Genomic DNA, 24,383 nt, shown 5'->3' with positions numbered 1-24,383 from the left:
CGAGGCCCTGGCCGGGAAAGGGCTTCAGTCCAAGTCGATGCGTTGCCCCGGACCGGTGTCCTCGCCGGGGTCGCGGCGCTCGCTCCGGTCGCCCTTGAGGTCGGCCGCACCGGTGGTCCAGCGGGTCTCCTGGGTCTGGACGGCGGAGCGGTAGGCGGCGAGCAGCTCTGTGCCGGCCGCGGCCAGATGGTCGAAGACGTCCGGGTTGCGCTCTATGACGGGCTCCACGGCGGCCTTGGCCTGCTGGACGACCTGCCGTACGACCTGCTGGGCGGCGGGTCCGGCGAGGGTTCCGAGGAGCGGGGACCGGAGGCCGGACAGCTTGTCGGCGACCGTGTCCACGAGCTTCTTCAGCTCCTCGGCGGCGGAGCCGGGGGGCGGGCCGTTCTCGGCGCGGCGGCGGGCCTTCTCGGCGGCGAGGTCCTCGGCGCAGGCCTTGGCCCAGGCGTCGGCGTCGGTCGCCCGCGGCTGCTCCTCGAGGGGGTCGGGTGCGGGACGCTCTTCGCTCATGGCGGACTCCTGACTACGGTTCGCACCTTCGACGTTACCCGAACGGGCGTACGTGGTTCACCGTCCGGGCGCGGGCCACAGGCCGGGATCGGGGGCGAACCGGATGCGCAGCACGCCCTCGCGCAGGGCGGCTCCGGCGACCGTGCAGCGGCGCAGCGCGGACGGCAGCGGAACGATCCGGCGGAACGGGCCCGCCGTGATCACGAGTTCGTCGCCGCGCCGGATCAGGTCGAGCTGCTCGCGTATCGCGCCGGGCAGCGGGAGGTTCCAGACCAGCACGCCGTCCTCGGCGGTGGGGGTCCCCCCGCTCGGGCGAAGCCGGGAGTGGGGGAGGCCGGTGACGGGCCACTCGACCGGGTCGGGCACGGAGTTGACGCCGGGCACGGCGAGCGCGCCGAGGTCCTCCGTACCCTGCGGGTCGCGGCCCAGGTGGGGGACGGTGTGGACGTCGTACGACTGCTCCCAGTCGGCGACCGCCTTGCGCTGCTGGGCGAGGAGCCCCGCAAGCCAGGTGTCCGGCGCGGTCTCGGGCAGGACGCGGTTGGCGAGCAGGGCCTCGACGGGCAGGGCGCGCAGGGCGAGGCCGAGGGTGGCGGTGCGGACGGCGTCGGCGCCGGCCGGGCCGGGTTCGGCGACGAGCCGTACGGCGGTGTTCCGGTCGGTGAGGACGGCCTCGACGGCGGCGAGTTCGACGTCCCAGCGGGCCGCCGTCTCGTACAGCCAGTCGGCGGGCATGGGGACGCCGGCCAGCCGGCCGAGGACGGGGCGCAGGGCGCGGGCCGCCTGCCGCTCGGGCGGGAGCAGGCGGCGCAGATAGCGGCGCAGTTCCTCGGGGAGGGCGAGCAGGGCGAGGGCCTGCGACAGGGGCGGGAGGTCGACGACGAGGAGGTCGTAGCGCTCGGAGAGGACGGCGTCACGCAGCGCGCGCAGGAGGGACAGCTCCTCGGCGCCGGGCAGCGGGGTGACCTCCTCGGCGTCCAGCCGGGCCGCGCCGAGCAGGTCGAGGACGTTCTGGGCGCGGGTCTGGAAGGCGGTGAGGTCCTCGCGGAAGCGGTCGGCCGCGTCGGGCCGCCAGGTGGTGAGGTGCTCGGTGACCTCGGCGGGACGCGCTCCTGTCGCGGCGCCCAGGGCCGCGCCGAGGGTGTCGGTGCGGTCCGCGGTGAGGACGAGGGTGCGGACGCCCTCGCGGGCGGCGCGCAGCGCGGTGGCGGCGGCGACGGTCGTACGGCCGCTGCCGCCCGGGCCCGTGATCAGGATGGTGCGCATGAGGCTGAACGGTAACGGAGGGCGGCGGTGACCGGTGCTGCGCTTCCCGCTACTTCTCGCCCGACTCCACCCTCTTCTTCAGTCCCGCCAGCGCCCGGTCGATGATGACCTTCTCCGCCTTGCGCTTGATCATGCCGAGCATGGGGATCTTGACGTCGACGGTGAGCTGGTAGGTGACCTCGGTGGCCTGGGAGCCCGCCGGCTTGAGGAGGTAGGAGCCGTCCAGGGAGCGCAGCATCTGGGACTTCACCAGGGTCCAGGAGACCGCGTGCTCGCCGGTCCAGGTGTAGGCGAGGGTCTGGTCGTCCTTGATGGCACCGGCATCCATGACGAGACGCACCTGCTCGGCGCGGCCCCGGCCGTCGGTGGCGAGGACCTCCGCCTCCTTCACCTCGCCGGTCCAGTCCGGGTAGCGGGCGAAGTCGGCGATGACCGCCATGACCTCGGCCGGAGCCGCCTCGATCGTGATGCTCGAACTGGTGTGTTCCGCCATCGCCGTGGCTCCTCCAGATGCGGACCTAAGAGTGTGCAGCGTGAAGGCTACCGCGCGCCCGACCTGCCGCCTTCACCGCGTCCGCATCGTTGCTCCCTCACCATTCCAGCGCCCAGGGCCGGCCCGTCCCGGCGAAGTGCCCCACGTTCACGCACTCGGTCGCACCGATCCGCATCCGCCGGGCGAGCGGCTGGTGGACGTGGCCGAAGAGGGAGTAGCGGGGGCGGGTGCGCCGGATCGCGGCCAGCAGGGCGCGGCTGCCGCGCTCGAAGCGGCGCGCGACCGTGTCGTAGACCAGCTCGGGGACCTCCGGCGGGATGTGCGTGCACAGCACGTCGACCTCGCCGACCGCCTCGATCTTCGCCGCGTACTCCTCGTCGTCGATCTCGTACGGCGTCCGCATCGGGGTGCGCAGTCCGCCGCCGACGAAGCCGAAGGTCCAGCCGCCGATCTCCACCCGCTCGCCGTCCAGCACCGTGGTGCCCGGCCCGGCGTACTCGCTCCACAAAGGCGGCATGTCGACATTTCCGTAGGTGGCGTACGTCGGGGTCGGGAACGCCGCGAACATCTCGGTGTACTGCTTGCGCACGGCCTTCTCGATGGCGACGGCCCGGTCCGCGCCGAGGCCGCCCCACAGCCGGGCGCCGAAGTCGCGGGCCTCCTCGAAGCGGCGCGCGGTGCGCAGCTCGACGATGCGGTCGGCGTTCTCCTTGCCGAACAGGTCGGGGAAGATGCCGCGCGAGTGGTCGGCGTAGTCGAGGAAGAGCACGAGGTCGCCGAGGCAGATCAGGGCGTCGGCACCCTCGCCTGCGCGGGCCAGGTCACGGGCGTTGCCGTGCACGTCGCTGACCACGTGGACGCGTGTCCTTCGGTTCCCTGAGCGTGTGGATGCCATGGCGATCAAGCGTAGGCGTGTGCGATGTGCGTGAACAGTGGCGACCAGGCCTGCGGTTACTCGCCGGTCGGGAAAGGGGTGGACTACTGTGCGCAAAGGAACGCCAACCCGTGTGACGCAGCGAACATCTCGCCGGGACCCCCTGTCGGGGAAGCCATACCGACCGGTAACGTCCGGGCCGTCCAGTCGTGCTCTGGTTTTCAACATGTGAACGCCGCATGTGTTGACGGGAGCACCGCCCGAGCCTTGGACCGCACCGTCGCATCACACAGTGTCGTGGCGCCGGCGCCCTATGAGGAGCAGCAGTCTTGCGCGAGTTCAGCCTTCCGGCTTTGTACGAGGTCCCTGCGGACGGCAATCTGACCGACATCGTCCGCAGAAACGCCGCGCAGCATCCCGACGTCGCCGTCATCGCTCGTAAGGCGGGCGGCGCCTGGCAGGACGTGACGGCGCGCAAGTTCCTGGCCGAGGTGCACGCCGCCGCCAAGGGCCTGATCGCGGCCGGCGTGCAGCCGGGCGACCGGGTCGGCCTGATGTCCCGCACCCGCTACGAGTGGACGTTGCTGGACTTCGCGATCTGGAGCGCGGGCGCGGTCACCGTGCCGGTGTACGAGACCAGCTCGCCGGAGCAGGTGCAGTGGATCCTGTCCGACTCGGGCGCCACGGCCTGCATCGTGGAGCTGGACAACCACGCGGCGGCCGTGGAGTCGGTGCGCGACACGCTGCCCGCCCTCAAGCACGTCTGGCAGATCGAGGCCGGCGGCGTGGAGGAGCTGGGGCGGCTCGGGCAGGACGTCTCGGACGAGACCGTCGAGGAGCGCAGCTCGATCGCGAAGGCCGACGACCCGGCGACCATCGTCTACACGAGCGGTACGACCGGACGCCCCAAGGGCTGTGTGCTGACCCACCGCAGCTTCTTCGCGGAGTGCGGCAACATCGTGGAGCGGCTGCGCCCCCTGTTCCGCACCGGCGAGTGCTCGGTGCTGCTCTTCCTGCCGCTCGCGCACGTCTTCGGCCGGCTGGTGCAGATCGCCCCGATGATGGCGCCGATCAAGCTGGGCTGCGTTCCGGACATCAAGCACCTCACCGACGAGCTGGCCGCCTTCCGGCCGACGCTGGTCCTCGGCGTCCCGCGCGTCTTCGAGAAGGTCTACAACTCGGCGCGTGCCAAGGCGCAGGCGGACGGCAAGGGCGCGATCTTCGACAAGGCGGCGGACACCGCGATCGCCTACAGCAAGGCGCTGGACAGCGCCTCCGGCCCGTCGTTCGGCCTGAAGGTCAAGCACAAGGTCTTCGACCGGCTGGTCTACAGCAAGCTGCGCGCGGTCCTCGGCGGCCGGGGCGAGTACGCCATCTCCGGCGGCGCCCCGCTGGGCGAGCGGCTCGGCCACTTCTTCCGGGGCATCGGCTTCACGGTGCTGGAGGGCTACGGCCTGACCGAGTCCTGCGCGGCGACCGCGTTCAACCCCTGGGACCGGCAGAAGATCGGCACGGTCGGTCAGCCGCTGCCCGGCTCGGTGGTGCGGATAGCGGACGACGGCGAGGTGCTGCTGCACGGCGAGCACCTGTTCAAGGAGTACTGGAACAACCCGGGCGCGACGGCGGAGGCGCTGGCCGACGGCTGGTTCCACACCGGTGACATCGGCACCCTGGACGAGGACGGCTACCTCAGGATCACCGGCCGGAAGAAGGAGATCATCGTCACCGCGGGCGGCAAGAACGTGGCCCCGGCGGTGATCGAGGACCGGATCCGGGCGCACGCGCTGGTCGCGGAGTGCATGGTGGTCGGTGACGGGCGGCCGTTCGTGGGCGCGCTGGTCACCGTCGACGAGGAGTTCCTGGGCCGTTGGGCCGCCGAGCACGGCAAGCCGGCGGGCTCCACCGCGGCGTCGCTGCGCGAGGACCCGGATCTCATCGCTGCGATCCAGACGGCCGTCGACGACGGCAACGCCGCGGTGTCGAAGGCGGAATCGGTGCGGAAGTTCCGCATTCTGTCCTCCCAGTTCACGGAGGATTCGGGCCACCTCACCCCGTCGCTGAAGCTCAAGCGGAACGTGGTGGCGAAGGACTACGCGGACGAGATCGAGGCGATCTACGCGAAGTAGTACGGGTAGTACGCCTGTTGACGGTGTGTCATGGCGCGGTGTCCTCGACGAGGACCCGCGCCATGGTGCGTTCGGCGAGCGCGGTGATGGTGACGAAGGGGTTCACGCCGATCGAGCCGGGCACGAGCGAGCCGTCGGTGACGTACAGCCTCGAATACCCCTTCACGCGGCCGTAGTCGTCGGTCGCCCGGCCCAGCACGCAGCCGCCCAGCGGGTGGTAGGTGAAGTCGTCGGCGAAGATCTTGCTGGTCGAACCGAAGAGGTCGTACCTGTAGATCGTCGCGTTGGCCAGGTTGATCCGGTCGAAGAGCCTCTTGGCCATGCCCACCGACACCGCGCTCTGGGCGGGCGTCCAGCCGAGCTTCACCCTGCCGGACGCGGAGTCGTACGTGAACGAGGCCCGCTCCGGGTTCTTGGTGATCGCCAGATAGAGGCTGACCCAGTGCTCGAACCCCATGGGCAGCGGGGCGATCTCGGCGAAGACCGGGTTGTCGGCGTTGGCCCAGTCGTCGATGCCCATCACCGGCATGGTGGCCTGGTTCGCGCCGACGGTGTCCCACATGTGGTTGGCGCGGCCGAGCATGGTGTTGCCGTTGGTGCCCCAGCCGGCGCCCACGCTCGGGTCCAGGTCCGGCAGGGTGCCGGTGTCCCGGGCGCGGACGAGGAGTTCGGTGGTGCCGAGGCTGCCGCCGCCGAGGAACAGGTACGTGCAGCTGTACTGCTTGGTCTCGACGACGGTGCCGGTGTTGTCGATGCGGTCGGCGGTCAGGACGTACGACCCGTCGCCGGCCCGCGTGATCGCCCTGACCTTCTCCAGGGTGTGGAAGGTGACGTTGCCGGTGCCGAGGGCGGCGGCGAGGTAGGTCTTGTCGAGGCTGCGCTTGCCGTAGTTGTTGCCGTAGATGACCTCGCCGGCGAGCGCGGACTTCGTGGCCGTGCCGGCGGCCTCGCGCTGCATGTAGTCGAAGTCGTAGACGTTGGGCACGAAGGTGGTCTTCAGACCGGCGTTGGCGGCGGCCTTGCGGGAGGTGCGGGTGAACCTGTACCACTCGGTCGACTCGAACCAGGCCGGGTCGACGGTGTTGACGCCGAGCATGGCGCGGGCGCGCGGGAAGTGGTTGACGTACATGTCGTCGGCGTCGACGGTCGGGAACTGCTCGGCGAAGTAGGACCTGAGCGGGGTGACCGCCATGCCGCCGTTGACGAGGGAGCCGCCGCCGACGCCGCGGCCGACGTACACGGACATGTTGTCGTAGTGCACGCGGTCCAGGGCGCCGGGGTAGGGGTTGATGGCCTTGTTGACGACGTCCAGCCACAGGAAGGTGGCGAGGGGGGCCTCGGTGCGGGTGCGGAACCACATGGAGCGCTGGTCGGGGGCGCTGGTGGAGCAGAACACCTTGCCGTCGGTGCCGGTGGTGTTCCACAACCGCCCCATCTCCAGGACGAGGGTGCGGATGCCGGCCTGGCCGAGCCGGAGTGCGGCGACCGCGCCGCCGTAGCCCGAACCGACCACGATGGCCGGGGAGTTGTCGACGGCGGCCGGTTCGACGGCGTGGGCGGACTGGAGACCGATACGGGTGAGGCCGGCCGTGGCGGCGGCCTGGAGGGCGATCATGCCCAGGATGTGACGTCTGGTCAGCTGATGCTGCGTCAGTTTTGCTGTCATGCGCGCAGCATCGGCGGATTATCTCCTTCCGGCTAGAGGAGTTCCTTCAACTTCTCCGCCAAGAGGTCCCAGCGCCACTTTTCCTCGACCCAGCGCCTGCCCCGCTCCCCCATCCGGCGCCGTAGTTCCGCATCCTGGAGCAGGACGACGATGCGCTCGGCGGTGTCGTCCACGCAGTCGCCGCGTACGACCCAGCCGGTCTCGCCGTCCAGGACCGCGTCCGGCGCGCCGCCGGAGTCGCCCGCGACGACCGGGAGGCCGGTGGCGGAGGCTTCCAGGTAGACGATGCCGAGGCCCTCGACGTCGAGGCCGCCGCGGCGGGTGCGGCAGGGCATGGCGAAGACGTCCCCGGCGCCGTAGTGCGCGGGCAGCTCGGACCAGGGCACGGCGCCGGTGAAGCGGACCGAGGCCTCGACGCCGGTCTCGCGGGCCAGCCGGCGCAGGTCCCGCTCGTACGGGCCGCCGCCGACGATGAGCAGGACCGCGTCCGGCTCGGCGGCGAGGATGCGGGGCATGGCCTTGATCAGGGTGTCCTGGCCCTTGCGCGGGACCAGACGGGAGACGCACACCACGACGGGCCGGTCGGTGAGGCCGAGCCGCGCGCGCACCTCCTCGCCGCCGGAGGCGGGGTGGAAGGTCTTCTCGTCGACCCCGGGCGGCAGCTGCACCATCCGGCCGGCCGCGTGCGGGGTGAGCGCGGTGGCGATGCGGGAGCGGGTGTACTCGCCCAGATAGGTGATCGCGTCCGTCGACTCCCCGATCCGGCGCAGCAGTTGGCGCGCGGCGGGCAGCTGGGCCCAGCCGGCCTCGTGCCCGTGGGTGGTCGCCACCAGCCGCTTCGCCCCGGCCGCCCGCAGTGCCGGCGCCATCAGCCCGAGCGGCGCGGCGGCCCCGAACCACACCGAGGTGCAGCCGTGCTCACGCAGCAGCCCGACCGCCCGCCGGGTGGCCTGCGGGGTGGGCAGCAGCATGGTCGTACGGTCGCGTACGACGGTGAAGGGCTGCTCGGCGTCGAAGGCGGAGGTGGCCTCGACACCCTCCCGGCTCCGCTTCCAGGTGGAGGCGTACACGACGAGCCGCCCCGGGTCCAGCCGGAGGGCCATGTTGTGCAGGAAGGCCTGGATGCCGCCCGGCCGGGGCGGGAAGTCGTTGGTGACGATCAGGGTCTTGTGCATTGCTGCCGACCCTACCCAATCGCCGTTGCGCCGCACCCGGCCGCCGGGTCTGTGGCACGCGCACAGGCGGGCACGACATCATGTTCCCTCGACGCGGGAATCGAAGCGCGAATCGAACGTAGGGGGATCACGTGGAGACGAGGGGCACCGGTCGGTCCCTGCCATGGCTGCTCGCGACCTGGGGCGTCACCCGCGTGGTGCTGCTGCTGTTCGTCTTCCGGGTGTTCGTCTTCCCGGGCGCGGACGTCACTTTGGACGTGTCGGTGATCTATCAGGGCTGGTACGAGGTCCTGCGCCAGGGAACGTTTCCGCTGGACGACGTGACCTGGCAGTACCCGCCCGCCGCCGCCCTCGCGATCCTGTCCCCCGCCGCCCTGCCGTTCCTCTCCTACCCGCACGCCTTCTTCGTCCTGGCCTTCCTCGCCGACATGGCCGTCCTGTGCCTGCTCGGGTGTGCGGGCACCCATCCCGACCGCTCCACGCGCGGCGTCTGGATCTGGGTCGTGGGCCTGCCGCTGCTCGGCCCGACGGTGTACGCCCGCTACGACGTGATGGTGACCGCGCTCGCCGTGGCGGCGCTGCTCGCGGGCATCCGCCGGCCGCGTGTGCTGGGCGCGCTGGCCGGGCTCGGGGCGCTGCTGAAGGTGTGGCCGGCGCTGCTGCTGGTGGGTGCCGCGGGGCGCCGGGTGTGGGCGTCGGCGCTGGTCACCGCCACCGGGCTCGCGGCCCTGTTCTCGGTGTCCATGCCGGGCGCGTTCGCCTTCCTCGGCTTCCAGCGGGACCGGGGCACCGAGGTGGAGTCGCTGGGCGCCCTGGTCTTCCACGTGGCCCGGCACTTCGGCTGGAAGGGACAGGTGCTGCTCAACTACGGGTCGGTCGAGTTCCTCGGCCCGCACGTCGAGCTGGTCAGCTCTGTCGCGCTGGTGCTGACCGGGGCCGCCTTCGGCTGGCTGCTGCTGTGGCGGCTGCGCGCGACCCGGTTCACCGGGCAGTCCCTCGCGGACGCGGCGTTCACGGCGGTGCTGCTGTTCACGGTCACCAGCCGGGTGATCAGCCCGCAGTACCTGGTGTGGCTGGTCGGCCTGGCCGCGGTCTGCCTCTGTTTCCGGCCGAGCCGCATGACCGCGCCCGCGCTCATGGTGGTCGTGGCGTCCTTCGTGACGCTCCTGGAGTTCCCGATCGGCTTCTCGCACGTGGTGATGAGCGACTGGTACGGCATCACCCTGCTCCTCGTCCGCAACGGCCTGCTGCTCATCGCCGCCCTCACGGCGGCCCGCTCCCTGTGGCGCTCCACCGTCCTGCCCCTCCCGGACGCCCCGTTCCCGCCTCAGGCGACCCGTACGAGGGAGACCTCGACCTCCACCTGACGCCGCCCGCGCCACAGCAGTACGGCCACGGCCCCGCTCTGCACGGCCATGGCGAGGGCCGGCGCCAGGCAGATGCCGGGCAGGCCGAGGCCGGACAGGGCGTAGGCCAGCGGGACCTGGACGGCGGTGCCGAGCAGGGTCACCCGCAGCAGCGCGGGCGCCGACCCGCTGCCCTCGAAGACGCCGCCGAGCGCGATGAAGCACGCCATCAGCAGCAGGTAGGGGCCGATGCAGCGCAGGAACAGCACGCCCTGGTGGGCGACGGCGGGCCCGGCTCCGAAGGCGGCCATGATCCAGGGGGCGCAGGCGGCGAAGAGGGCCGCCGCCACGAGACCCAGCGTCCCGGAGACGAGCACCGCCTGCCGTCCGATGTCCCGGCGCGCGTCCACACCGGCGCCCCGGGTGTGGGCGGTGTGGATCGCGGCGGCCTGCCGTACCGAGTAGAAGGCCATGGTGGCGACGTACATGACCTTGTAGGCGATCGCGTAGGCGGCCACCGCGGCCACTCCGAGCCGCGCCACGATCGCCACCAGCACCAGGGCCCCGCCCTGGCGCACGGTGAAGTCGGCGGACATGGGCAGCCCGGTGCGCAGGGTCCGCCGCAGGGCCGCGCCGGCGGACTCCGCCGGCCGCGCGTCGGCGGCCCACCGCAGCGAGGCGTTCCGGCGCAGCACCCGCAGCCCGACCGCGAGGGCCGCACCGCGGCACAGCACGGTGGAGGCGGCGGCGCCCCGGACGCCGTAGAGGTGGATCAGGAGGGGGTCGCACAGCAGGATCAGCCCGTTGGCCAGCAGCGCGAGCCGCATCGGGGTCCGGGTGTCGCCGGTGCCTTTGAGGATGCCGTCGACGAGCTGCTGGGCGAAGAAGACGGCCATGCCCGGCAGGGAGATCGCGAAGTAGGCGGTGGCGAGGCGCAGGGCCGCCGGGTCGTCGCCCCCGAGCACCAGCCCGGCCAGTGGCTCACGCAGCAGCAGGCCGGCGGCCACGACCGCCGGGGCGACCAGCCCGAACAGGGCCCAGCCGCCGCGCACGGCGGCCCGTACGGCCCCGGGATCGCGGGCTCCCCTGGCGTGCGCGACGAGCACGGTCGTACCGGAGGCGAAGACCAGGGCGACGCCGAGGAGCACGTTCTCGGTGTTGGTCGTGACGGCCACGGCGGCGACGGCGGGACCACCGAGCCGGGAGACCCAGACGGTGTTGATGATCCCGGAGGCGACCGAAGCCAGGAGCGAGAAGTAGACGGGCCGGGCGAGCGAGACGAGTTGCCTGCGGTGAGTGTTCATCGAGACCCCCTCTTATCGAGCTACATCGTTTAGAGGTAGCTCGATAAGAGGTAGCATGGTCGTCACGTCCGCTGCAAGGAGGAGTCCGCGTGCTGGAGCTGTCGATCCTCGGCTTTCTCGCCGACGAGCCGCTGCACGGGTACGAGCTGAAGGAGCGCATCAAGGCGCTGAGCGGTCATGTCCGCCCGGTCAGCGACGGTGCCCTCTATCCGGCCATCAACCGGCTGGTCGCCGCCGGCAAGCTGGAGCAGCGCACCGAGGAAGGCGCGAGCGCCGCCCCTCGCCGGGTGCTGTCCCTGACCGAGAAGGGCCGCACGGAGCTGCTGGAGCGGCTGCGCAACCCCAAGCCGGCCGAGATCACCGACCACGTCCGCTTCAACACCGTGCTCGCTTTCCTGCACCACCTGCCCGAGCGCGCGGAACAGGCCGCGGTGCTGCGCCGGCGGCTGACGTTCCTGGAGACCCCGGCGAGCTTCTTCTACCGGGACGGTGCGCCGGTGCGTGCGGAGGAAGCCGGGGACCTGTTCCGCGAGGGCATGCTGCGGGTGGCCCGCGCCACCGGGGAGGCCGAGCGGGCCTGGCTGCGCGAGGCCATCGGCACGCTCAGCCGAGCTGAGCCCTGACGTACTGCCGCCAGCGCGCGGTGAACGCCTCCGGCGTGAGGCCGAGCTCCTTCTTCAGTGCCCCGGCAACCGCGCCCGCCCGCTCCTTGTGGGCGCCGACGGCCCGGTAGAAGGCGCCGAGCCGGGGCGGGCCCCACTGGTCGGCGATCATCCGGCAGGCCAGCCAGCCGCCCTCGTAGGCCTCGGCCAGCCGGGTCGGGGCCCCGCTGAAGCCGAAGTCCTCGTCGCCGGGGAGGGCCGACGGCAGGTGGCCGTCCTCGACCGCGTGGGCGAGTTCCGGCGCGATCTCGGTGGGCGAGCGGGAGGTGTCCAGGTAGCCGATCCAGTCGGCGTACCCCTCGGAGAGCCACAGCGGGGTGGCGGCGGTGGTCTGCGCCCGGGTGGCCACATGGGTCGTCTCGTGGGTGATGACGACCTGCCTGCCGAGGGAGCCGAGACCGCCGTACGCGTCCGGGTTGACGATCACCCGGTCCGCGGGGGCCCTGCCGGAGCCGCCCCCCTCGCCCGTGGTGACCGCGGCGATCCCCCGGTAGTTGGCGGCGGGCGCGCCGAGCAGGCCGGCCATGCCCTCCAGCGAGCGGGGCACGAGGAGGACGACCCGCCGGGTCCAGCCGGTGCCCCACCGCCGGGACACGGCCGGCACCGCGCGGTCGGCGAGCCGCACGAAATCCCTCAGGTCACCGACGCGCTGCCCGGTACCGAGGACCAGGCTGTGCGCGCCCCGGACGGCGGTCACCGTGCCCTGGTCCCACAGCTGCTGCCCGGCCCGCCGCGCGGGCCGGTCGGCGGTGACGTACCACTTGCCGTCGGCGGTGCGGCTCAGAGTGAGGGTGCGGCGGGCGCTGACCGGAGCCTGGTCGTAGCCCGCGACGCGATAGCGCAGCTCGGCCTCGGCGGTGGCGCCGGAGCCGGTGCCGCGCAGCCCGGTGACGCGGTAGGTCCAGGAGGTCAGCGGGAGGGCGCGCAGCCGGGTGTACTCGGTCCGGATGCCGGTCGCGGCGTACGCCGTCTCGTCGTGGTCCAGCAGCGCGGCCGACCTGCGGTCCAGCACCCGCTGCACCTGGGCCTGCGCCGAAGCGTCCGCCCGCTGCCCGGCGCAGCCGGCCAGGGGCGGCACGAGCAGCAGACAGAGCCCCGCCGCCGCGGTACGCCACGCCCGCCGGGCCCGTCTGCGAACAGCCATTTCCCGATCGTACGGCGCGCGGGCCCGGCTCAGGGACGGGTGACCGAGGAGACGGGCATCATCCCGACCGGGTCGTAGCGCACCGGAGCCCCCGGGTAGGGCGCGTGGATGACCTGGCCGTTGCCGACGTACATCGCCACGTGGCTGGCGTCGGATCGGTAGACGACCAGGTCGCCGGGGCGTGCCTGGGAGAGCGGGATCCGGTGGCCGGCGTAGCGCTGCTCCTGCGAGGTGCGCGGCAGGTGGATGCCGGCGTGTGCGTACGCCCACTGCATCAGGCCCGAGCAGTCGAAGCCGGAGGGGCCGTTGGCGCCCCACACGTAGGGGCGGCCGAGGGCGGAGCGGGCGGCGGCCAGCGCGGCGGCGGCGCGGGCGTCGGGGGTGCCGGCACCGCCGAGGTCGGGCAGGCCGTCGCGGCTGCCGCGGGAGGCGCGGTCCCAGGCGGCGCGGTCGGCGGCGGTCATCGCGTCGAGCAGCTGCCGGGCCCTGGCGAGCTTCTTCTCCACGGTCCGCTTGTGCGCGGCGACGGCCTTGCGGCTGCGCTCCAGCGCGGCGAGTTTCCCTGCGGCCTCGTTGCGCTCCTGGGCGAGTTCGCGCATCGCGGACTGCAACTCCCGGAGCTGCCCGGCCTGGTGGGCGCCGATGCGGTCGAGGGTGGTCGCCTTGTCGAGGTAGTCGGCGGGGTCGCCGCTGAGCAGCAGGGCGACGGCCGGGTCGATGCCGCCGGCGCGGTACTGGGCGCCGGCCAGCGAACCGAGCTGGTCCCGCATGGTGTTGATGCGCTGCTGCTGGCGGGCGATGTGGTCCTGGTCGTAGCCCACCTCGCGGCGCAGCGTGCCGGCCCGCTCGGCGGCCTTGTCGTAGGCCTCGGTCGCCTGCTCGGCCTGCTCGTAGAGGCGGTCCACCTCGGCCCGGGCGTCCGCGTGCGGCGCGGCGGTCGCCGGTACGGCGCCGAGTGCGCCGGCGGCTGCCGTCAGCACGCACAGGGCGGCGGCGCCCCGGTCGAACCCGGAGGGTGCACGGCGGCGATGAGAGCCCACGGGAAGCCAACGTCCTTCCGCTGACAACAGGTACCGCTCCCCCGGCGCCTGGGGACGGGGAGGCCCCGGCGCCGGGGAAACGCGGCAGACAGTAGCCGTGCGGAAGGGCCTCGGCCAAAGACCTCGGTGGCCACGCAAACGTGACGCCCCGCCTATGACGCAGGTCATGGGCGGGGCGTGGAGTCAGTTTCGCTTGTCAGGATTCGCCCGTTCGGGCGCCCCCTGTCAGCGTTTCACTGGATGCGGACGCCGAACTCGAACGTCATGTCGCTCATCGCCTCGTAGCGCACCACGGCACCGGTGTGCGGGGCGTGCAGCACCTGGCCGTTGCCCGCGTACAGGCCGACGTGGTGGTAGTCGCCGAAGAAGATGACCAGGTCGCCGACCTTGAGGTCGGACTGGTTGTAGATCCTCGTGCCCGCGTTGGCCTGGGCCTGGGAGGTGCGCGGGAGGGAGACGCCGGCCTGGGCGTAGGCCCAGGAGGTCAGGCCCGAGCAGTCGAAGGCGTTGGGGCCCGTGGCGCCGTAGACGTACGGCTTGCCTATCTGGCTCTGGGCGGCGGCGAACGCGGCGGCGGCGCGGCCGGAGGAGGGCGGGGCGTCACCGAGGTTCACCCGCTGGGTGGAGGAGCGGTTGGCGCGCTCCTGCTCGGCGGCGAGCTGCGCCTTCTCCTTGGCGGTCAGGGAGTTGAGCAGCTTCTGCGCCTCGGCGAGCTTGGCCTGGACTTCCGTCTTCTTCTTGCCCAGCTCGGTGCGGGTGGCCGCGAGGTCCTTGAGCTTCTCGGTGGCCTCGGCCCGCTCCTGGGCGAGTTCGCGCTGTTTGTCCTGAATCTTCTTCAGGGCCTCGACCTGCTGGCTGCTCAACTGGTCGAGCGTGGAGGCCTTGTCGAGGTAGTCGTCCGGGTTGGAGGACAGGAAGAGCTGCACCGAGGGGTCGATGCCGCCGGAACGGTACTGGGCGGTGGCCAGCGAACCCAGGCCGTCGCGCAGCTTGTTGAGGTCTTCCTGACCGCGGGCGACGTTGTCCTGGATCGTGGAGATTTCCTTCTGCAGCTTCTGCTGCTTCTCCTTGGCCCCGTCGTACTTCTCGGTGGCCTGCTCCGCCTGCTCGTAGAGCTTGTCGACCTTCGCCTTCACCTCGTCCTTGCTGAGCTTCTCGCTCGGCGCGGCATTGGCGGCGTTCGCGCTGAGAACGACGGCAGCGGCGGCTGCGGTGGTCAGCACGGTGACGCGCGTACGGCTCGGCTGCTTGGGTCGACGGTGGGACGCCACGGAGGCGAACTCCTTCTTGTGAGTGATCACCCGTTCGGAGGTTCGAGCCCCGACCCTAGTGACCCCCTCCTGATCAGATCAAATCCCCGCCGCAAAAAACCACGTGACGCAATGCATTCTTTGCACTCAACACACGTGCAGTGATGCTCGATTGACCCTATGTTGCGTACGAGGTCGGTCAATTCGGGCATTACGCATGTCCATTGGACCTTCAGGACAGTCGCTTCAGAAGTACCGCAGAGGCGACGGGCCGGGCACCGGCGCGCGCGACGCCGTCGGCCACCTCGCGGTCGGTGGAGGCGACGATGACCGGACGGCCGGGCGGCTCGGCGCGCACCAGCTGCCGGATCAGCTCGTCCGCGGTGACCCCCGGCTTGGAGAACAGCACGCGCACTCCGCGCGGCGGCGCGAGCAGCACCGGCGCGGCCAGTTCGGCGCCGTCGAAGACACAGGTCACCTCGGCGCCGGTCTGGGCGGCGAGCGCCGAGAGCTGGCCGAGGAGCCTGAGCCGCTGCTTCTCCAGCGGCATCTGCGGATAGCCGGTCTTGGTGACGTTGTAGCCGTCGACCACCAGATGCGCCTGAGGCAGCGCGAGCAACTGGTCAAGGATCGCGGGGTCGTTCTCGGACAGGGCCCGCGTCGCGATGTCCTTCGGGGTCATCCGCCCCGGCTCGACCGCGTCGACCGTCTCGGCCGGGCGCACGGAGACCGGCGGCAGGGCCAGCTCCCGGCGCAGGCCCTGGGTGGCGTCCAGCAGGGTGTCCAGCAGCAGCCGCACCCGCATGTCCTCCACGCTGCGGCCCTCGCGGGCCGCCTTGCGGGTCGCCTCCAGAGCGGCTTCCGCCTCGCCGAGGCGGCCCTTGAGCCGCCGGGTCTCGCTCTCGGCGGCCGAGATCTGCGCCTGTCCCTCGGCCCGTGCGGCCTCGGTCTCGCCCTGCAGCTTGCGCAGCGCGGCCTCCCCGCGCTTGACGTCGCTGAGCGCGGCGCGCAGCTTGCGGTGAAGCGATTCGGCTTCCTTCTTCGCCGACTCCAGCTCGGCGCGCAGCCGTTCGGTCTCCGTCCGCGTCTGCTCGCGGGCGTGCGCCAGTTCCTCGCGCAGCCGCTCCAGCTCGGCCCGGCTCTCCTCGTCGGCCCGCTCGGCGTCCGCGCGCTGGGCCTCCTCGCCGGCCGCGGTCACGAGCTTCACCCAGCCCGTGGGGCGCAGCACATAGGCCGCAGCCGCCACGTCGAGCGGGTCCGCGGCCGGGGGCGGGGAGCCGGAGTCGAGGGCGCCGGCGAGTTCCGGCTGCGCCTCTCTGAACTTCTCGCCGATCCGCTGCCGGAACAGCGGGTCGGTCTCCAGCGCCGCCGCCATCGCGTTCCCGGCGAACTTGGCCCGCCGGTTCGGGGCGAAACGGGCGTACTGCCTGAGCTGGGCGGGCAGTTCCGTCACCGTCAGACCGCCGAAGCCGTCCGAGACGATCTGCACGACCCGGCGGCGCACACCGTCGGGCAGCGGACGGTCAAGCACCTCAGCGGTGCCGTCGCCCGGCCCCCCGCCTGCGGTCTCCACCATCCGTCACACCCCAATACCTGTACGGGGCCGCCTCCCTCTCAGGAGTCGGCACCCGGCCGATCCACGAGTTCCACCTGATCCACCGCGTTGCACCAGCGGCAGCGCACCGACTCGATGGTCTCACTGACCACCTCGCGCTCCTCCACCGTCGGCTCACCGGCCAGATCGAGGTGGACGTACTCGACGACCTTCGACGAGCGGGTCACGTCGAACCGGGTGAGGTTGCCACAGAGGACGCAGCGCCATCGCGTCGTGGCGGTCGGCAGGGGAACCGTCATCGTGCCTGTTCGCTTCCTTCTCGTGCTGGTGCTCGTCTCGCTCCGCGCCGGTGCCCGACGCGTGTGGCTCGTAACCCTACGGCCTGGCGGGTACTCGTCGCCCGTCCGATCGCGGCGGCGAGGCAGTCTGCCAGCTTGCGTCCCGTTACGTCATGCTCTGTGTTCATGATCAGCAACCGGAGCACGGCGGCCGGCCGGACCCTCAGGGCCGTCCGGGGCGCCTCGGCACCCATGACGTACGGCCTCATCGCCCTGTGCGGCCTGATCTTCATACTGGGACCGGCCTCCGGGCTCACCGGGGCGTACGGCACAGGGGACGCGCTGTTCGCCGCGCAACGGGCGTACTTCCGGCACTGGGGCGTGGTCCCCTCCGACCTGTTCGAGGGGCCCGCCCGGGAGGCCCTCACCCCGGCCACGGCACTGTTCGTGCACGGCAGCTGGGTGCATCTGCTCGGCAACATGCTGTTCCTCTTCGTCTTCGGCGCACTGACCGAGGAGCGCATGGGCCGCGTCGAGTTCACCCTGTTCTACGTCGGCTGCGGCTACCTGGCGCTGCTCGGGTACGCCGCCGCCAACGCCACCTCCGGACAGTCGCTGGTCGGCGCCTCCGGAGCGATCTCGGCGGTCCTCGGAGCGTTTCTGTACCTGTTCCCGCGCGCCCGCGTCACCAGTCTGCTCCCTTTCCTGTTCTTCCTGCCGATGCGGTTCCCCGCGTGGATCGTGCTGCCGTTCTGGGCGGCGCTGCAGTGGGCGGCGGCGGGGCACTCCACGCAGGGGCCGGGGGTGGCGTACCTGGCGCACCTGGTCGGCTTCGGTCTGGGGTTCGTCTATGCGTGGGTGCGCTACGGACGTGGGACTAGAGTGAAAGCCACCCCAGCTCCGGTCACCGAGGGAGAGAAACAACCGTGATCACCGCGATCGTTCTGATCAAGACCAGCGTGGACCGGATCCCGGAGATCGCGGAGCAGGTCGCTTCGCTGGATTCGGTGAGCGAGGTGTTCTCCGTCACCGGTACGTACGATCTCATCGCCATGGTGCGGGTGCGGGAGCACGAGGATCTGGCCGAGGTGATTCCCGGGCGGATCAGCAAGATTCCGGGGGTCGAGGCCACGGACACGCACGTTGCGTTCCGGACGTATTCGCAGCACGACCTTGAGGCGGCGTTCTCGATCGGACTGGAGTCCTGACCGTCTGAACACCGCCTCACCAGGCACTGGGAAACTCACACCGCCGGTACGCAGCGGCCCTCCTGGGTCCGGTACGTCCACTGCGCGCCCTCGGTGATCAGTTCCTTCACCGCGGTGACGAAGCGCTCGACGTGTTCGTCGGGGGTGCCCGCGCCGAAGCTGACACGGATGGCGTTGAGGGACTTCTCGCCGGGTGCGGCTTCCGGCGCGCCGCACTCGCCCTGGGTCTGCGGGTCGCTGCCCAGCAGGGTGCGGACGAGCGGGTGGGCGCAGAAGAGGCCGTCGCGGACGCCGATGCCGTACTCGGCGGAGAGCGCGGCGGCGAAGTGGGAGCTGTTCCAGCCGTCGACGACGAAGGAGAGCACGCCCACGCGCGGGGCGTCGTCACCGAAGAGGGACAGCACCCTCACCTGCGGGACCTCCGCGAGGCCCGCACGGACCCGGGCGATCAGGTCCTGCTCACGGGCGACCAGGGTGTCCCAGCCGGCCTCGGTGAGCGCCTTGCAGGCCGACGCGATGGAGTAGGCACCGATGACGTTCGGGGAGCCCGCCTCGTGCCGGGCGGCGCTCTCGTGCCACTCCACGTCCACACCGCCGTCCTGGCGCCGGGTGACCTTGCGGCTGGCGCCCCCGCCCGCGAGGTACGGCTCGGCGGCCCGGAGCCAGTCGGCGCGGCCGGCCAGGACGCCGGAGCCGAAGGGGGCGTACAGCTTGTGGCCGGAGAAGGCGACCCAGTCGACGTCCAGGTCACGGACGCTCAGCGGGTGGTGGGGGGCCAGCTGGGCGGCGTCCAGGACGATCCGGGCGCCGTGGGTGTGGGCGGCGGCGGCCAGCTCGCGCACCGGCCACAGCTCGCCGGTGACGTTGGAGGCGCCGGTGACGCATACCAGGGCCGGGCCGTAGGGGTCCCGGTCGGCCAGGGCCCGCTCCAGGGTCTCGACGGCCTGCCGCGGGGTGCGCGGGGCGTTGAGGTAGGTGACCTGCGCGTCCTGCCAGGGCAGCAGGGAGGCGTGGTGCTCGGTCTCGAAGACGAAGACCTGGCAGTCGGCGGGGAGCGTGCGGGCCAGGAGGTTCAGGGAGTCCGTGGTCGAACGGGTGAAGATCACCTGGTCGGTCTCGCGGCAGTCGAGGAACTCGGCGACGGTCTTGCGGGCGTTCTCGAACAGGTCCGTGGAGAGCTGGGAGAGGTAGCCGGCGCCGCGGTGGACACTGCCGTAGTAGGGCGCGTAGGCCGCCACGTCGTCCCAGACGCGCTGGAGGGCGGGGGCGCTGGCCGCGTAGTCGAGCGCCGCGTAGGTGACTTCGCCGCCCGTGACGAGCGGGACGGTGACATCCCGGCCCAGAACAGGCAGAGGGGCACAAACAGACTGGTCGGCGGCAGCGGTGGAGACGGACATGGCGAACTCCCGTGAGAGGCAGGCGAGAAGAGCCCGTGAGAGACGGGCCGGAAAGAGAAAAAGGGGATGCGGAGGCGGGGCTCGGCGGCCCTATCGCATTCGCTTGCTCACGGAAGGCTCCCTCGATGACCAGGACCCCTGGCCCCACACTTGTCGAAAGCGTGCGAGGGGTCCGCGCTTGCCGTAGACCTCACTGCCTACGACCTGGTCTTCACCCGGGGCACCCCGCCACGGACGGAGGGTTGCCGGACAGTCGGCCGGGGCCTCATGACTGTCACTCATGACCTGGTACAGGAACGTACGGGAAATGATCGTCGTCCCGCAACCCGTGTCCGGATCGCGGGACGACATATGGAACTCGGTGGACGACCGGGCCTAGGCGTTGCTGGCGGACACCCAGCGCTCCAGCACCCGCTTGGCCGCCCCGGAGTCGATCGACTCCGCCGCCTTGTCCATGCCGGCCCGGAGCTGCTCGGCCAGCGGGGCGTCCGTCGGGTTCAGGGCGACCAGGGCCGCCGCCGAGTTCAGCAGGACGGCGTCGCGTACGGGGCCCCGCTCGCCGTCCAGCAGCCGGCGGGCGACGTCGGCGTTGTACGCCGGGTCGCCGCCCTGGAGCGCGGACACGGGGACCAGCTCGATGCCGACGTCCCGCGGGTCGAAGGACTGCTCGGAGACCTTGCCGTCCCGGACGACCCAGACGTGCGAGGTGGAGGTGGTGGTCAGCTCGTCGAGGCCGTCGTCGCCGCGGAAGACCAGGGAGGAGTTGCCGCGCTCGGCGAGCACCCCCGCGACGATCGGTGCCTCACGGGCGACGGCGACCCCCACCGCCTGTGCCTTCACCTTCGCCGGATTGGTCAGCGGACCGAGCAGGTTGAACACGGTCCGGATGCCCAACTGTCCGCGCGCCGCGCCCACATGACGCAGTGCCGGGTGGAACTTCACCGCGAAGCAGAAGGTGATGCCGGCCGCCTCGGCGACCTCCGCCACCCGCTTCGGGGTCAGGTCGAGGTTGACGCCCAGCCGCTCCAGGACGTCGGACGACCCCGATGCCGAGGACGCGGCCCGATTGCCGTGCTTGACGACCTTCGCGCCCGTGCCGGCGACGACGAGGGCGGACATCGTGGAGATGTTCACCGTCTTGGCTCCGTCGCCGCCCGTGCCGACGATGTCGACCGTCCGGCCGGGCACCTCGATCACGTTCGCGTGCGCATACATCGTCCGGACCAGGCCGGTGATCTCCTGCACCGTCTGTCCCTTGGCCCGCAGTGCCACGGCGAACCCGGCGATCTGCGCGTCGGTCGCCTCACCGCGCATGATCCGGTCCATCGCCCACGCGGTGTCGTCGGCACTCAGGTCCCGGCCGTCGAGCAGGCCGTTCAGCAGGGCGGGCCAGGAACGGCCCGCCGCGGTGTCGCCTCCAGCGGGGGTCACAGCGCTCATCAGCCGCTCCTAGTGAGTACCAGTACAGGGTCGTACAAAGTTGTACTCCCACCCTATCGATCCTCGAGCACAGCGAAGGGCCCCGTCCGTGTTGCGGACGGGGCCCTTCACCGTGGCGTGGCGACGCGGGGATCAGTGGTGGCCGTGACCGGCCGTGATCTCCTTGTATTCCTCGACAGTCGGCTTCTCGATCTGGTTGTCCTCGCCGTAGTAGGCGTTGCTGAGCTTGACGCGCAGCTTCTCGGACCCCTTCACCTTCCGCTCGACACCGTTCTTGTCGACCGTCGGGCCGAGCGCGAGCGGCTTGTACTGCTCGTGCGCCGTGAGCGTGTGCAGCTGCTCCTGGCTGAGCGGCTCGTGCACCTCGATGAACTCACCGTGCGGCAGGCGCTTGATGATGCCGGTCTCGCGGCCGTGCAGCACCTTCTCGCGGTCGCGGCGCTGCAGACCGAGGCAGATCCGCTTGGTGAGGAGGAACGCGATGACCGGTCCGACGAAGAAGCCGATCCGGACGAACCAGGTGACGGCGTTGATCGACAGGTCGAGGTGGGTGGCCCACAGGTCGTTGCCACCGCCGACCAGCGTGATCATGTAGATCGTGACCCAGGCGACACCGAAGGCGGTGCGCGTCGGCGCGTTGCGCGGGCGGTCCAGGATGTGGTGCTCGCGCTTGTCGCCGGTGAGCCAGGACTCGATGAACGGGTAGACCGCGATCGCCGCCAGGACCAGCGGGAAGAGGACCAGCGGGATGAACACGCCCAGGACGAGCGTGTGGCCCCACAGGTTGATCTCCCAGCCCGGCATGAAGCGGATCAGACCCTCGGCGAAGCCCATGTACCAGTCGGGCTGGGCGCCGGTGGACACCTGGTCCGGACGGTAGGGGCCCATGGCCCAGATCGGGTTGATCTGCGCGACCGCGGCGATGCCCGCGATGACACCGAAGACCAGGAAGAAGAAGCCTCCGGCCTTGGCCGTGTAGACCGGCAGCAGCGGCATGCCGACGACGTTCTTCTCGCTGCGGCCCGGACCCGCGTACTGCGTGTGCTTGTGGTAGAAGACCAGGATCAGGTGCGCCGCCACGAGGCCGAGCATGATGCCCGGCAGCAGCAGGATGTGGATCGAGTAGAACCGCCCCACGAAGTCGTGGCCCGGGAACTCGCCGCCGTAGAGGAAGTACGACAGGTACGTGCCGACGATCGGCACGGACAGGATCGCGCCCTCCATGAAGCGGACACCGGTGCCGGAGAGCAGGTCGTCCGGGAGCGAGTAACCGGTGAAGCCGGTGAACATGCCGCAGACGAACAGCGTGAAGCCGAACAGCCAGTTGACCTCACGCGGCTTGCGGAACGCGCCGGTGAAGAAGACGCGCATCATGTGCACGAACATGCCGGCGAGGAAGATCAGCGCGGACCAGTGGTGGATCTGCCGGACGAGCAGACCACCGCGCACATCGAAGGAGATGTGCAGCGTCGAGCTGAACGCCTCCGACATCAGCTGACCCTGCAGCGGCACGTACGAGCCGTGGTAGACCACCTCGTTCATCGACGGGTGGAAGAACAGGGTCAGGTAGACGCCCGTGAGGATGATGATGGTGAAGCTGTAGAGGCAGACCTCACCCAACATGAACGACCAGTGGTCGGGGAAGACCTTCCGCATGTTGCTGCGGGCCAGGGTGTAGAGCCCGACGCGGCCGTCGACCCAGTCGGCGACGCGCTGGCCGCCCGAGGCCTTCCCGCGCGAAGACTCAGTGGTGGTAGTACTCATCCGCGCTCCCAGAATGCAGGACCGACCGGCTCCTCGAAGTCGCCGAGCGCCTGGAGGTAACCCTCGTCGTTCACGCCGATGCGCAGCTGCGGCAGGGCGTGACCGGCGGGACCGAAGATGACTCGGGCCCCGTCGGAAAGGTCGAAGGTGGACTGGTGGCACGGGCACAGCACGTGGTGCGTCTGCTGCTCGTACAGCGAGATCGGGCAGCCGACGTGGGTGCAGATCTTCGAGAAGGCGACGATGCCCTCGTGCGACCAGTCGAGTTCCCGCTTGTCCTTGATGTTCTCCGGCTGCAGCCGGACGATCATCAGGGCCGCCTTCGCGATCTGGTTCTGGAAGTCCTCGTCGGTCTCCTCCAGGCCCTCGGGCTTGGCGAAGGTCAGCGAACCGACGGCGACGTCCTCGGGACGCAGCGGCTCGTTGGTGTTCATGTTGACGAGGAGCTTGCCCTTCGCCCACAGCGTGTGGCGCAGGGAGGTGCCGGGCAGCGGACCGAGGTCGCGCAGCAGCACGACACCGGCGAGCGGAACCACGGACAGCGCGCCGATCATCGTGTTGCGGATCAGCTTGCGCCGGCCGAGACCCGACTCCTGGGTGCCCAGCTGGAAGTCCTCGATGATCTTGGCCCGCGTCTCGGGATCGGCCTCGATCGCGTGCCGCTGGTCGGTGATCTCCACGTCGGACATCAGCGTGCGGGCCCAGTGGACCGCAGCCGCGCCGGTGCAGAACAGCGACAGGCCCAGGGTCAGACCCAGCGCGAAGTTCATCGCGCTGAGGTGACCGATCGGGAACACGAAGATCGACTTGTCCTTCGGGATCCCCACGTACGCGGCGATGAAGCCGACCGTGCCGATCATCGCCAGCGTGAACAGCATGGCGACCGTGCGCTCGGACCGCTTGGCGGCCCGCTCGTCGATGTCCTGGATCCGGTGCTCGTGCGGCGGCAGGCCCGGGTCCGCGAACGGGTTCTCCTCGTCCGCGACGGTTACCGCAGCGTGCGCGTGGTCCTGCTCAGCGGGCAGGTTCTCTTCTGGAATGTCTTTGCTACTCATGACTTCTTGGCCTTTGCGGTCCGAGCGGCGATCCACACGGCGACCGCGATCAGCGCGCCGAGACCGAAGATCCAGGCGAACAGACCCTCGCTGACCGGCCCGATGCCGCCCAGCTCCAGACCGCCAGGGTTCTCCGTCTTGTCGCCGTTGACCGCGTTCAGGTACGCGATGATGTCCTTCTTGTTCTTCGAGGACAGCGTGGTGTCCGGGAAGGACGGCATGTTCTGCGGGCCCGTCTGCATGGCCTCGTAGATGTGCTTCGGGTCGACGCCCTCAAGGCTCGGCGCGAACTTGCCCTTGGTGAGGGCACCACCCTTGCCGGTGAAGTTGTGGCACTGCGCGCAGTTGGTGCGGAACAGTTCGCCACCCTTGCCGATGTCCGCGCCGTCCGGGCCGTACTGCGCCTTCGTCGGCACGCTCGGGCCGGCGCCCAGCGACGCGATGTACGCGGCGAGCTGGTCGATCTGGGCCTGCGTGTACACGGGCTTCTTGCGCGGGATCTGGGCGCCCTGCGAGGTGGCCGCGGGCATACGGCCGGTGCCGACCTGGAAGTCGACCGCCGCAGCACCCACACCGACCAGGCTCGGCCCGTCGGAGGAGCCCTGGCCACCGGTGCCGTGGCAGCTGGCGCAGCCGACCTGGTAGAGCTTCTTGCCCTCCTTGATCGTCAGGGACTGGGCGGTTTCATCGGCCTGCGCCTTGCCCGCGGGTGCGAACGCGGCGTACAGCCCCCCAGTGGCCGCCAGCGCGAAGAGTAGGACGACGACCGCCGCCAGCGGATGGCGTCGTCGTGCGGAGAGCTTTTTCACGGATTACCCCGGTGTCAGGAT

At 71.0% G+C, this 24,383-nt stretch carries 22 protein-coding genes and 1 riboswitch; of the genes, 5 read left to right on the top strand and 17 right to left on the bottom strand.

Features of this window, described 5'->3' with window-relative positions:
* Positions 1-24: 24 nt before the first annotated feature.
* From ACWD3E_RS05280 to ACWD3E_RS05265, 4 genes are all read right to left on the bottom strand, one after another.
* Positions 25-510, bottom strand: a complete 486-nt coding sequence (locus tag ACWD3E_RS05280) for a DUF5304 domain-containing protein (RefSeq protein WP_451386169.1) — start codon at positions 508-510, stop codon at positions 25-27.
* Between the two features lie 57 nt (positions 511-567).
* A complete protein-coding gene (locus ACWD3E_RS05275) occupies positions 568-1,776 on the bottom strand; it encodes an ArsA family ATPase (protein WP_451386168.1) in 1,209 nt (402 codons plus the stop codon).
* 49 nt (positions 1,777-1,825) lie between these two features.
* On the bottom strand, positions 1,826-2,269 hold the full coding sequence (locus ACWD3E_RS05270) for an SRPBCC family protein (RefSeq protein WP_451351651.1): 444 nt from the start codon (positions 2,267-2,269) through the stop codon (positions 1,826-1,828).
* Positions 2,270-2,366: 97 nt separating this feature from the next.
* The gene (locus tag ACWD3E_RS05265) at positions 2,367-3,164 is read right to left on the bottom strand and encodes a metallophosphoesterase family protein (protein WP_451386167.1); all 798 of its coding nucleotides are present in this window, start codon (positions 3,162-3,164) and stop codon (positions 2,367-2,369) included.
* A gap of 308 nt (positions 3,165-3,472) precedes the next feature.
* Here ACWD3E_RS05265 and ACWD3E_RS05260 point away from each other — a divergent pair, with 308 nt between their 5' ends.
* The gene (locus tag ACWD3E_RS05260) at positions 3,473-5,269 is read left to right on the top strand and encodes an AMP-dependent synthetase/ligase (protein ID WP_451386166.1); all 1,797 of its coding nucleotides are present in this window, start codon (positions 3,473-3,475) and stop codon (positions 5,267-5,269) included.
* 28 nt (positions 5,270-5,297) lie between these two features.
* Here ACWD3E_RS05260 and ACWD3E_RS05255 read toward each other — a convergent pair whose 3' ends face one another.
* Together ACWD3E_RS05255 and ACWD3E_RS05250 are read right to left on the bottom strand one after the other, a co-directional pair.
* Positions 5,298-6,935, bottom strand: coding sequence for a GMC oxidoreductase (locus ACWD3E_RS05255; protein WP_451386165.1), 1,638 nt, complete (start codon positions 6,933-6,935; stop codon positions 5,298-5,300).
* A 32-nt stretch (positions 6,936-6,967) separates the two neighbouring features.
* Positions 6,968-8,110, bottom strand: a complete 1,143-nt coding sequence (locus tag ACWD3E_RS05250; RefSeq protein WP_451386164.1) for a glycosyltransferase family 4 protein — start codon at positions 8,108-8,110, stop codon at positions 6,968-6,970.
* 131 nt (positions 8,111-8,241) lie between these two features.
* Between ACWD3E_RS05250 and ACWD3E_RS05245 the strand changes: the two genes are divergently transcribed.
* A complete protein-coding gene (locus ACWD3E_RS05245; RefSeq protein WP_451386163.1) occupies positions 8,242-9,477 on the top strand; it encodes a glycosyltransferase 87 family protein in 1,236 nt (411 codons plus the stop codon).
* Here the strand turns inward: ACWD3E_RS05245 and ACWD3E_RS05240 are convergent.
* Positions 9,438-10,760: an MATE family efflux transporter gene (locus ACWD3E_RS05240; protein WP_451386162.1), complete on the bottom strand. Its 1,323-nt coding sequence runs from the start codon at positions 10,758-10,760 to the stop codon at positions 9,438-9,440. The genes ACWD3E_RS05245 and ACWD3E_RS05240 overlap by 40 nt on opposite strands.
* Before the next feature lie 89 nt (positions 10,761-10,849).
* On the opposite strand from ACWD3E_RS05240, the gene ACWD3E_RS05235 reads away from it, so the two are divergent.
* Positions 10,850-11,383 (top strand): PadR family transcriptional regulator, encoded by a 534-nt coding sequence (locus tag ACWD3E_RS05235; protein WP_451386161.1) that lies wholly within the window; start codon positions 10,850-10,852, stop codon positions 11,381-11,383.
* On the opposite strand, the gene ACWD3E_RS05230 is transcribed toward ACWD3E_RS05235, so the two are convergent.
* The 5 genes from ACWD3E_RS05230 to ACWD3E_RS05210 form a co-directional block, all read right to left on the bottom strand.
* Positions 11,364-12,566 carry a hypothetical protein gene (locus tag ACWD3E_RS05230; protein ID WP_451386160.1) on the bottom strand — a complete coding sequence of 401 codons (1,203 nt, stop codon included), beginning with the start codon at positions 12,564-12,566 and terminating at the stop codon, positions 11,364-11,366. The genes ACWD3E_RS05235 and ACWD3E_RS05230 overlap by 20 nt on opposite strands.
* A gap of 29 nt (positions 12,567-12,595) precedes the next feature.
* A complete protein-coding gene (locus ACWD3E_RS05225; protein WP_451386159.1) occupies positions 12,596-13,606 on the bottom strand; it encodes an NlpC/P60 family protein in 1,011 nt (336 codons plus the stop codon).
* Positions 13,607-13,839: 233 nt separating this feature from the next.
* A complete protein-coding gene (locus tag ACWD3E_RS05220; protein WP_451386498.1) occupies positions 13,840-14,877 on the bottom strand; it encodes an NlpC/P60 family protein in 1,038 nt (345 codons plus the stop codon).
* Between the two features lie 211 nt (positions 14,878-15,088).
* Positions 15,089-16,432, bottom strand: a complete 1,344-nt coding sequence (locus ACWD3E_RS05215; RefSeq protein WP_451386158.1) for an NYN domain-containing protein — start codon at positions 16,430-16,432, stop codon at positions 15,089-15,091.
* Between the two features lie 38 nt (positions 16,433-16,470).
* Positions 16,471-16,710 (bottom strand): hypothetical protein, encoded by a 240-nt coding sequence (locus ACWD3E_RS05210; protein WP_451351663.1) that lies wholly within the window; start codon positions 16,708-16,710, stop codon positions 16,471-16,473.
* 165 nt (positions 16,711-16,875) lie between these two features.
* On the opposite strand from ACWD3E_RS05210, the gene ACWD3E_RS05205 reads away from it, so the two are divergent.
* Positions 16,876-17,619, top strand: coding sequence for a rhomboid family intramembrane serine protease (locus ACWD3E_RS05205; protein ID WP_451386157.1), 744 nt, complete (start codon positions 16,876-16,878; stop codon positions 17,617-17,619).
* Positions 17,616-17,897, top strand: a complete 282-nt coding sequence (locus ACWD3E_RS05200; protein WP_451351665.1) for an Lrp/AsnC family transcriptional regulator — start codon at positions 17,616-17,618, stop codon at positions 17,895-17,897. Before ACWD3E_RS05205 ends, ACWD3E_RS05200 begins: the two co-directional genes overlap by 4 nt.
* A 35-nt stretch (positions 17,898-17,932) precedes the next feature.
* Here ACWD3E_RS05200 and ACWD3E_RS05195 read toward each other — a convergent pair whose 3' ends face one another.
* From ACWD3E_RS05195 to qcrC, 5 genes are all read right to left on the bottom strand, one after another.
* Positions 17,933-19,294 carry an aminotransferase class V-fold PLP-dependent enzyme gene (locus ACWD3E_RS05195; RefSeq protein ID WP_451386156.1) on the bottom strand — a complete coding sequence of 454 codons (1,362 nt, stop codon included), beginning with the start codon at positions 19,292-19,294 and terminating at the stop codon, positions 17,933-17,935.
* Between the two features lie 169 nt (positions 19,295-19,463).
* Positions 19,464-19,580, bottom strand: a riboswitch (SAM riboswitch).
* 89 nt (positions 19,581-19,669) lie between these two features.
* Positions 19,670-20,734, bottom strand: coding sequence for an anthranilate phosphoribosyltransferase (gene trpD / locus ACWD3E_RS05190; RefSeq protein WP_451386155.1), 1,065 nt, complete (start codon positions 20,732-20,734; stop codon positions 19,670-19,672).
* Positions 20,735-20,866: 132 nt separating this feature from the next.
* A complete protein-coding gene (gene qcrB / locus ACWD3E_RS05185; protein WP_451386154.1) occupies positions 20,867-22,498 on the bottom strand; it encodes a cytochrome bc1 complex cytochrome b subunit in 1,632 nt (543 codons plus the stop codon).
* On the bottom strand, positions 22,495-23,553 hold the full coding sequence (gene qcrA / locus ACWD3E_RS05180; RefSeq protein ID WP_451386153.1) for a cytochrome bc1 complex Rieske iron-sulfur subunit: 1,059 nt from the start codon (positions 23,551-23,553) through the stop codon (positions 22,495-22,497). Before qcrA ends, qcrB begins: the two co-directional genes overlap by 4 nt.
* On the bottom strand, positions 23,550-24,362 hold the full coding sequence (gene qcrC, locus ACWD3E_RS05175) for a cytochrome bc1 complex diheme cytochrome c subunit (RefSeq protein WP_451386152.1): 813 nt from the start codon (positions 24,360-24,362) through the stop codon (positions 23,550-23,552). The genes qcrA and qcrC overlap by 4 nt, the downstream gene beginning before the upstream one ends.
* Positions 24,363-24,383: the final 21 nt, after the last annotated feature.

Source organism: Streptomyces sp. NPDC002676 (genome assembly GCF_053592455.1).
The sequence above is the reverse complement of the archived record's forward strand: the minus strand, read 5'-3'. Positions and strand labels throughout refer to the sequence as shown.

Coding starts and splice junctions, on each gene's coding strand:
- ACWD3E_RS05280 (WP_451386169.1), bottom strand. CDS start 510: ATGAGCGAAGAGCGTCCCGCACCCGACCCCCTCGAGGAGCAGCCGCGG.
- ACWD3E_RS05275 (WP_451386168.1), bottom strand. CDS start 1,776: ATGCGCACCATCCTGATCACGGGCCCGGGCGGCAGCGGCCGTACGACC.
- ACWD3E_RS05270 (WP_451351651.1), bottom strand. CDS start 2,269: ATGGCGGAACACACCAGTTCGAGCATCACGATCGAGGCGGCTCCGGCC.
- ACWD3E_RS05265 (WP_451386167.1), bottom strand. CDS start 3,164: ATGGCATCCACACGCTCAGGGAACCGAAGGACACGCGTCCACGTGGTC.
- ACWD3E_RS05255 (WP_451386165.1), bottom strand. CDS start 6,935: ATGACAGCAAAACTGACGCAGCATCAGCTGACCAGACGTCACATCCTG.
- ACWD3E_RS05250 (WP_451386164.1), bottom strand. CDS start 8,110: ATGCACAAGACCCTGATCGTCACCAACGACTTCCCGCCCCGGCCGGGC.
- ACWD3E_RS05240 (WP_451386162.1), bottom strand. CDS start 10,760: ATGAACACTCACCGCAGGCAACTCGTCTCGCTCGCCCGGCCCGTCTAC.
- ACWD3E_RS05230 (WP_451386160.1), bottom strand. CDS start 12,566: ATGGCTGTTCGCAGACGGGCCCGGCGGGCGTGGCGTACCGCGGCGGCG.
- ACWD3E_RS05215 (WP_451386158.1), bottom strand. CDS start 16,432: ATGGTGGAGACCGCAGGCGGGGGGCCGGGCGACGGCACCGCTGAGGTG.
- ACWD3E_RS05210 (WP_451351663.1), bottom strand. CDS start 16,710: ATGACGGTTCCCCTGCCGACCGCCACGACGCGATGGCGCTGCGTCCTC.
- ACWD3E_RS05205 (WP_451386157.1), top strand. CDS start 16,876: ATGATCAGCAACCGGAGCACGGCGGCCGGCCGGACCCTCAGGGCCGTC.
- ACWD3E_RS05195 (WP_451386156.1), bottom strand. CDS start 19,294: ATGTCCGTCTCCACCGCTGCCGCCGACCAGTCTGTTTGTGCCCCTCTG.
- trpD (WP_451386155.1), bottom strand. CDS start 20,734: ATGAGCGCTGTGACCCCCGCTGGAGGCGACACCGCGGCGGGCCGTTCC.
- qcrB (WP_451386154.1), bottom strand. CDS start 22,498: ATGAGTACTACCACCACTGAGTCTTCGCGCGGGAAGGCCTCGGGCGGC.
- qcrA (WP_451386153.1), bottom strand. CDS start 23,553: ATGAGTAGCAAAGACATTCCAGAAGAGAACCTGCCCGCTGAGCAGGAC.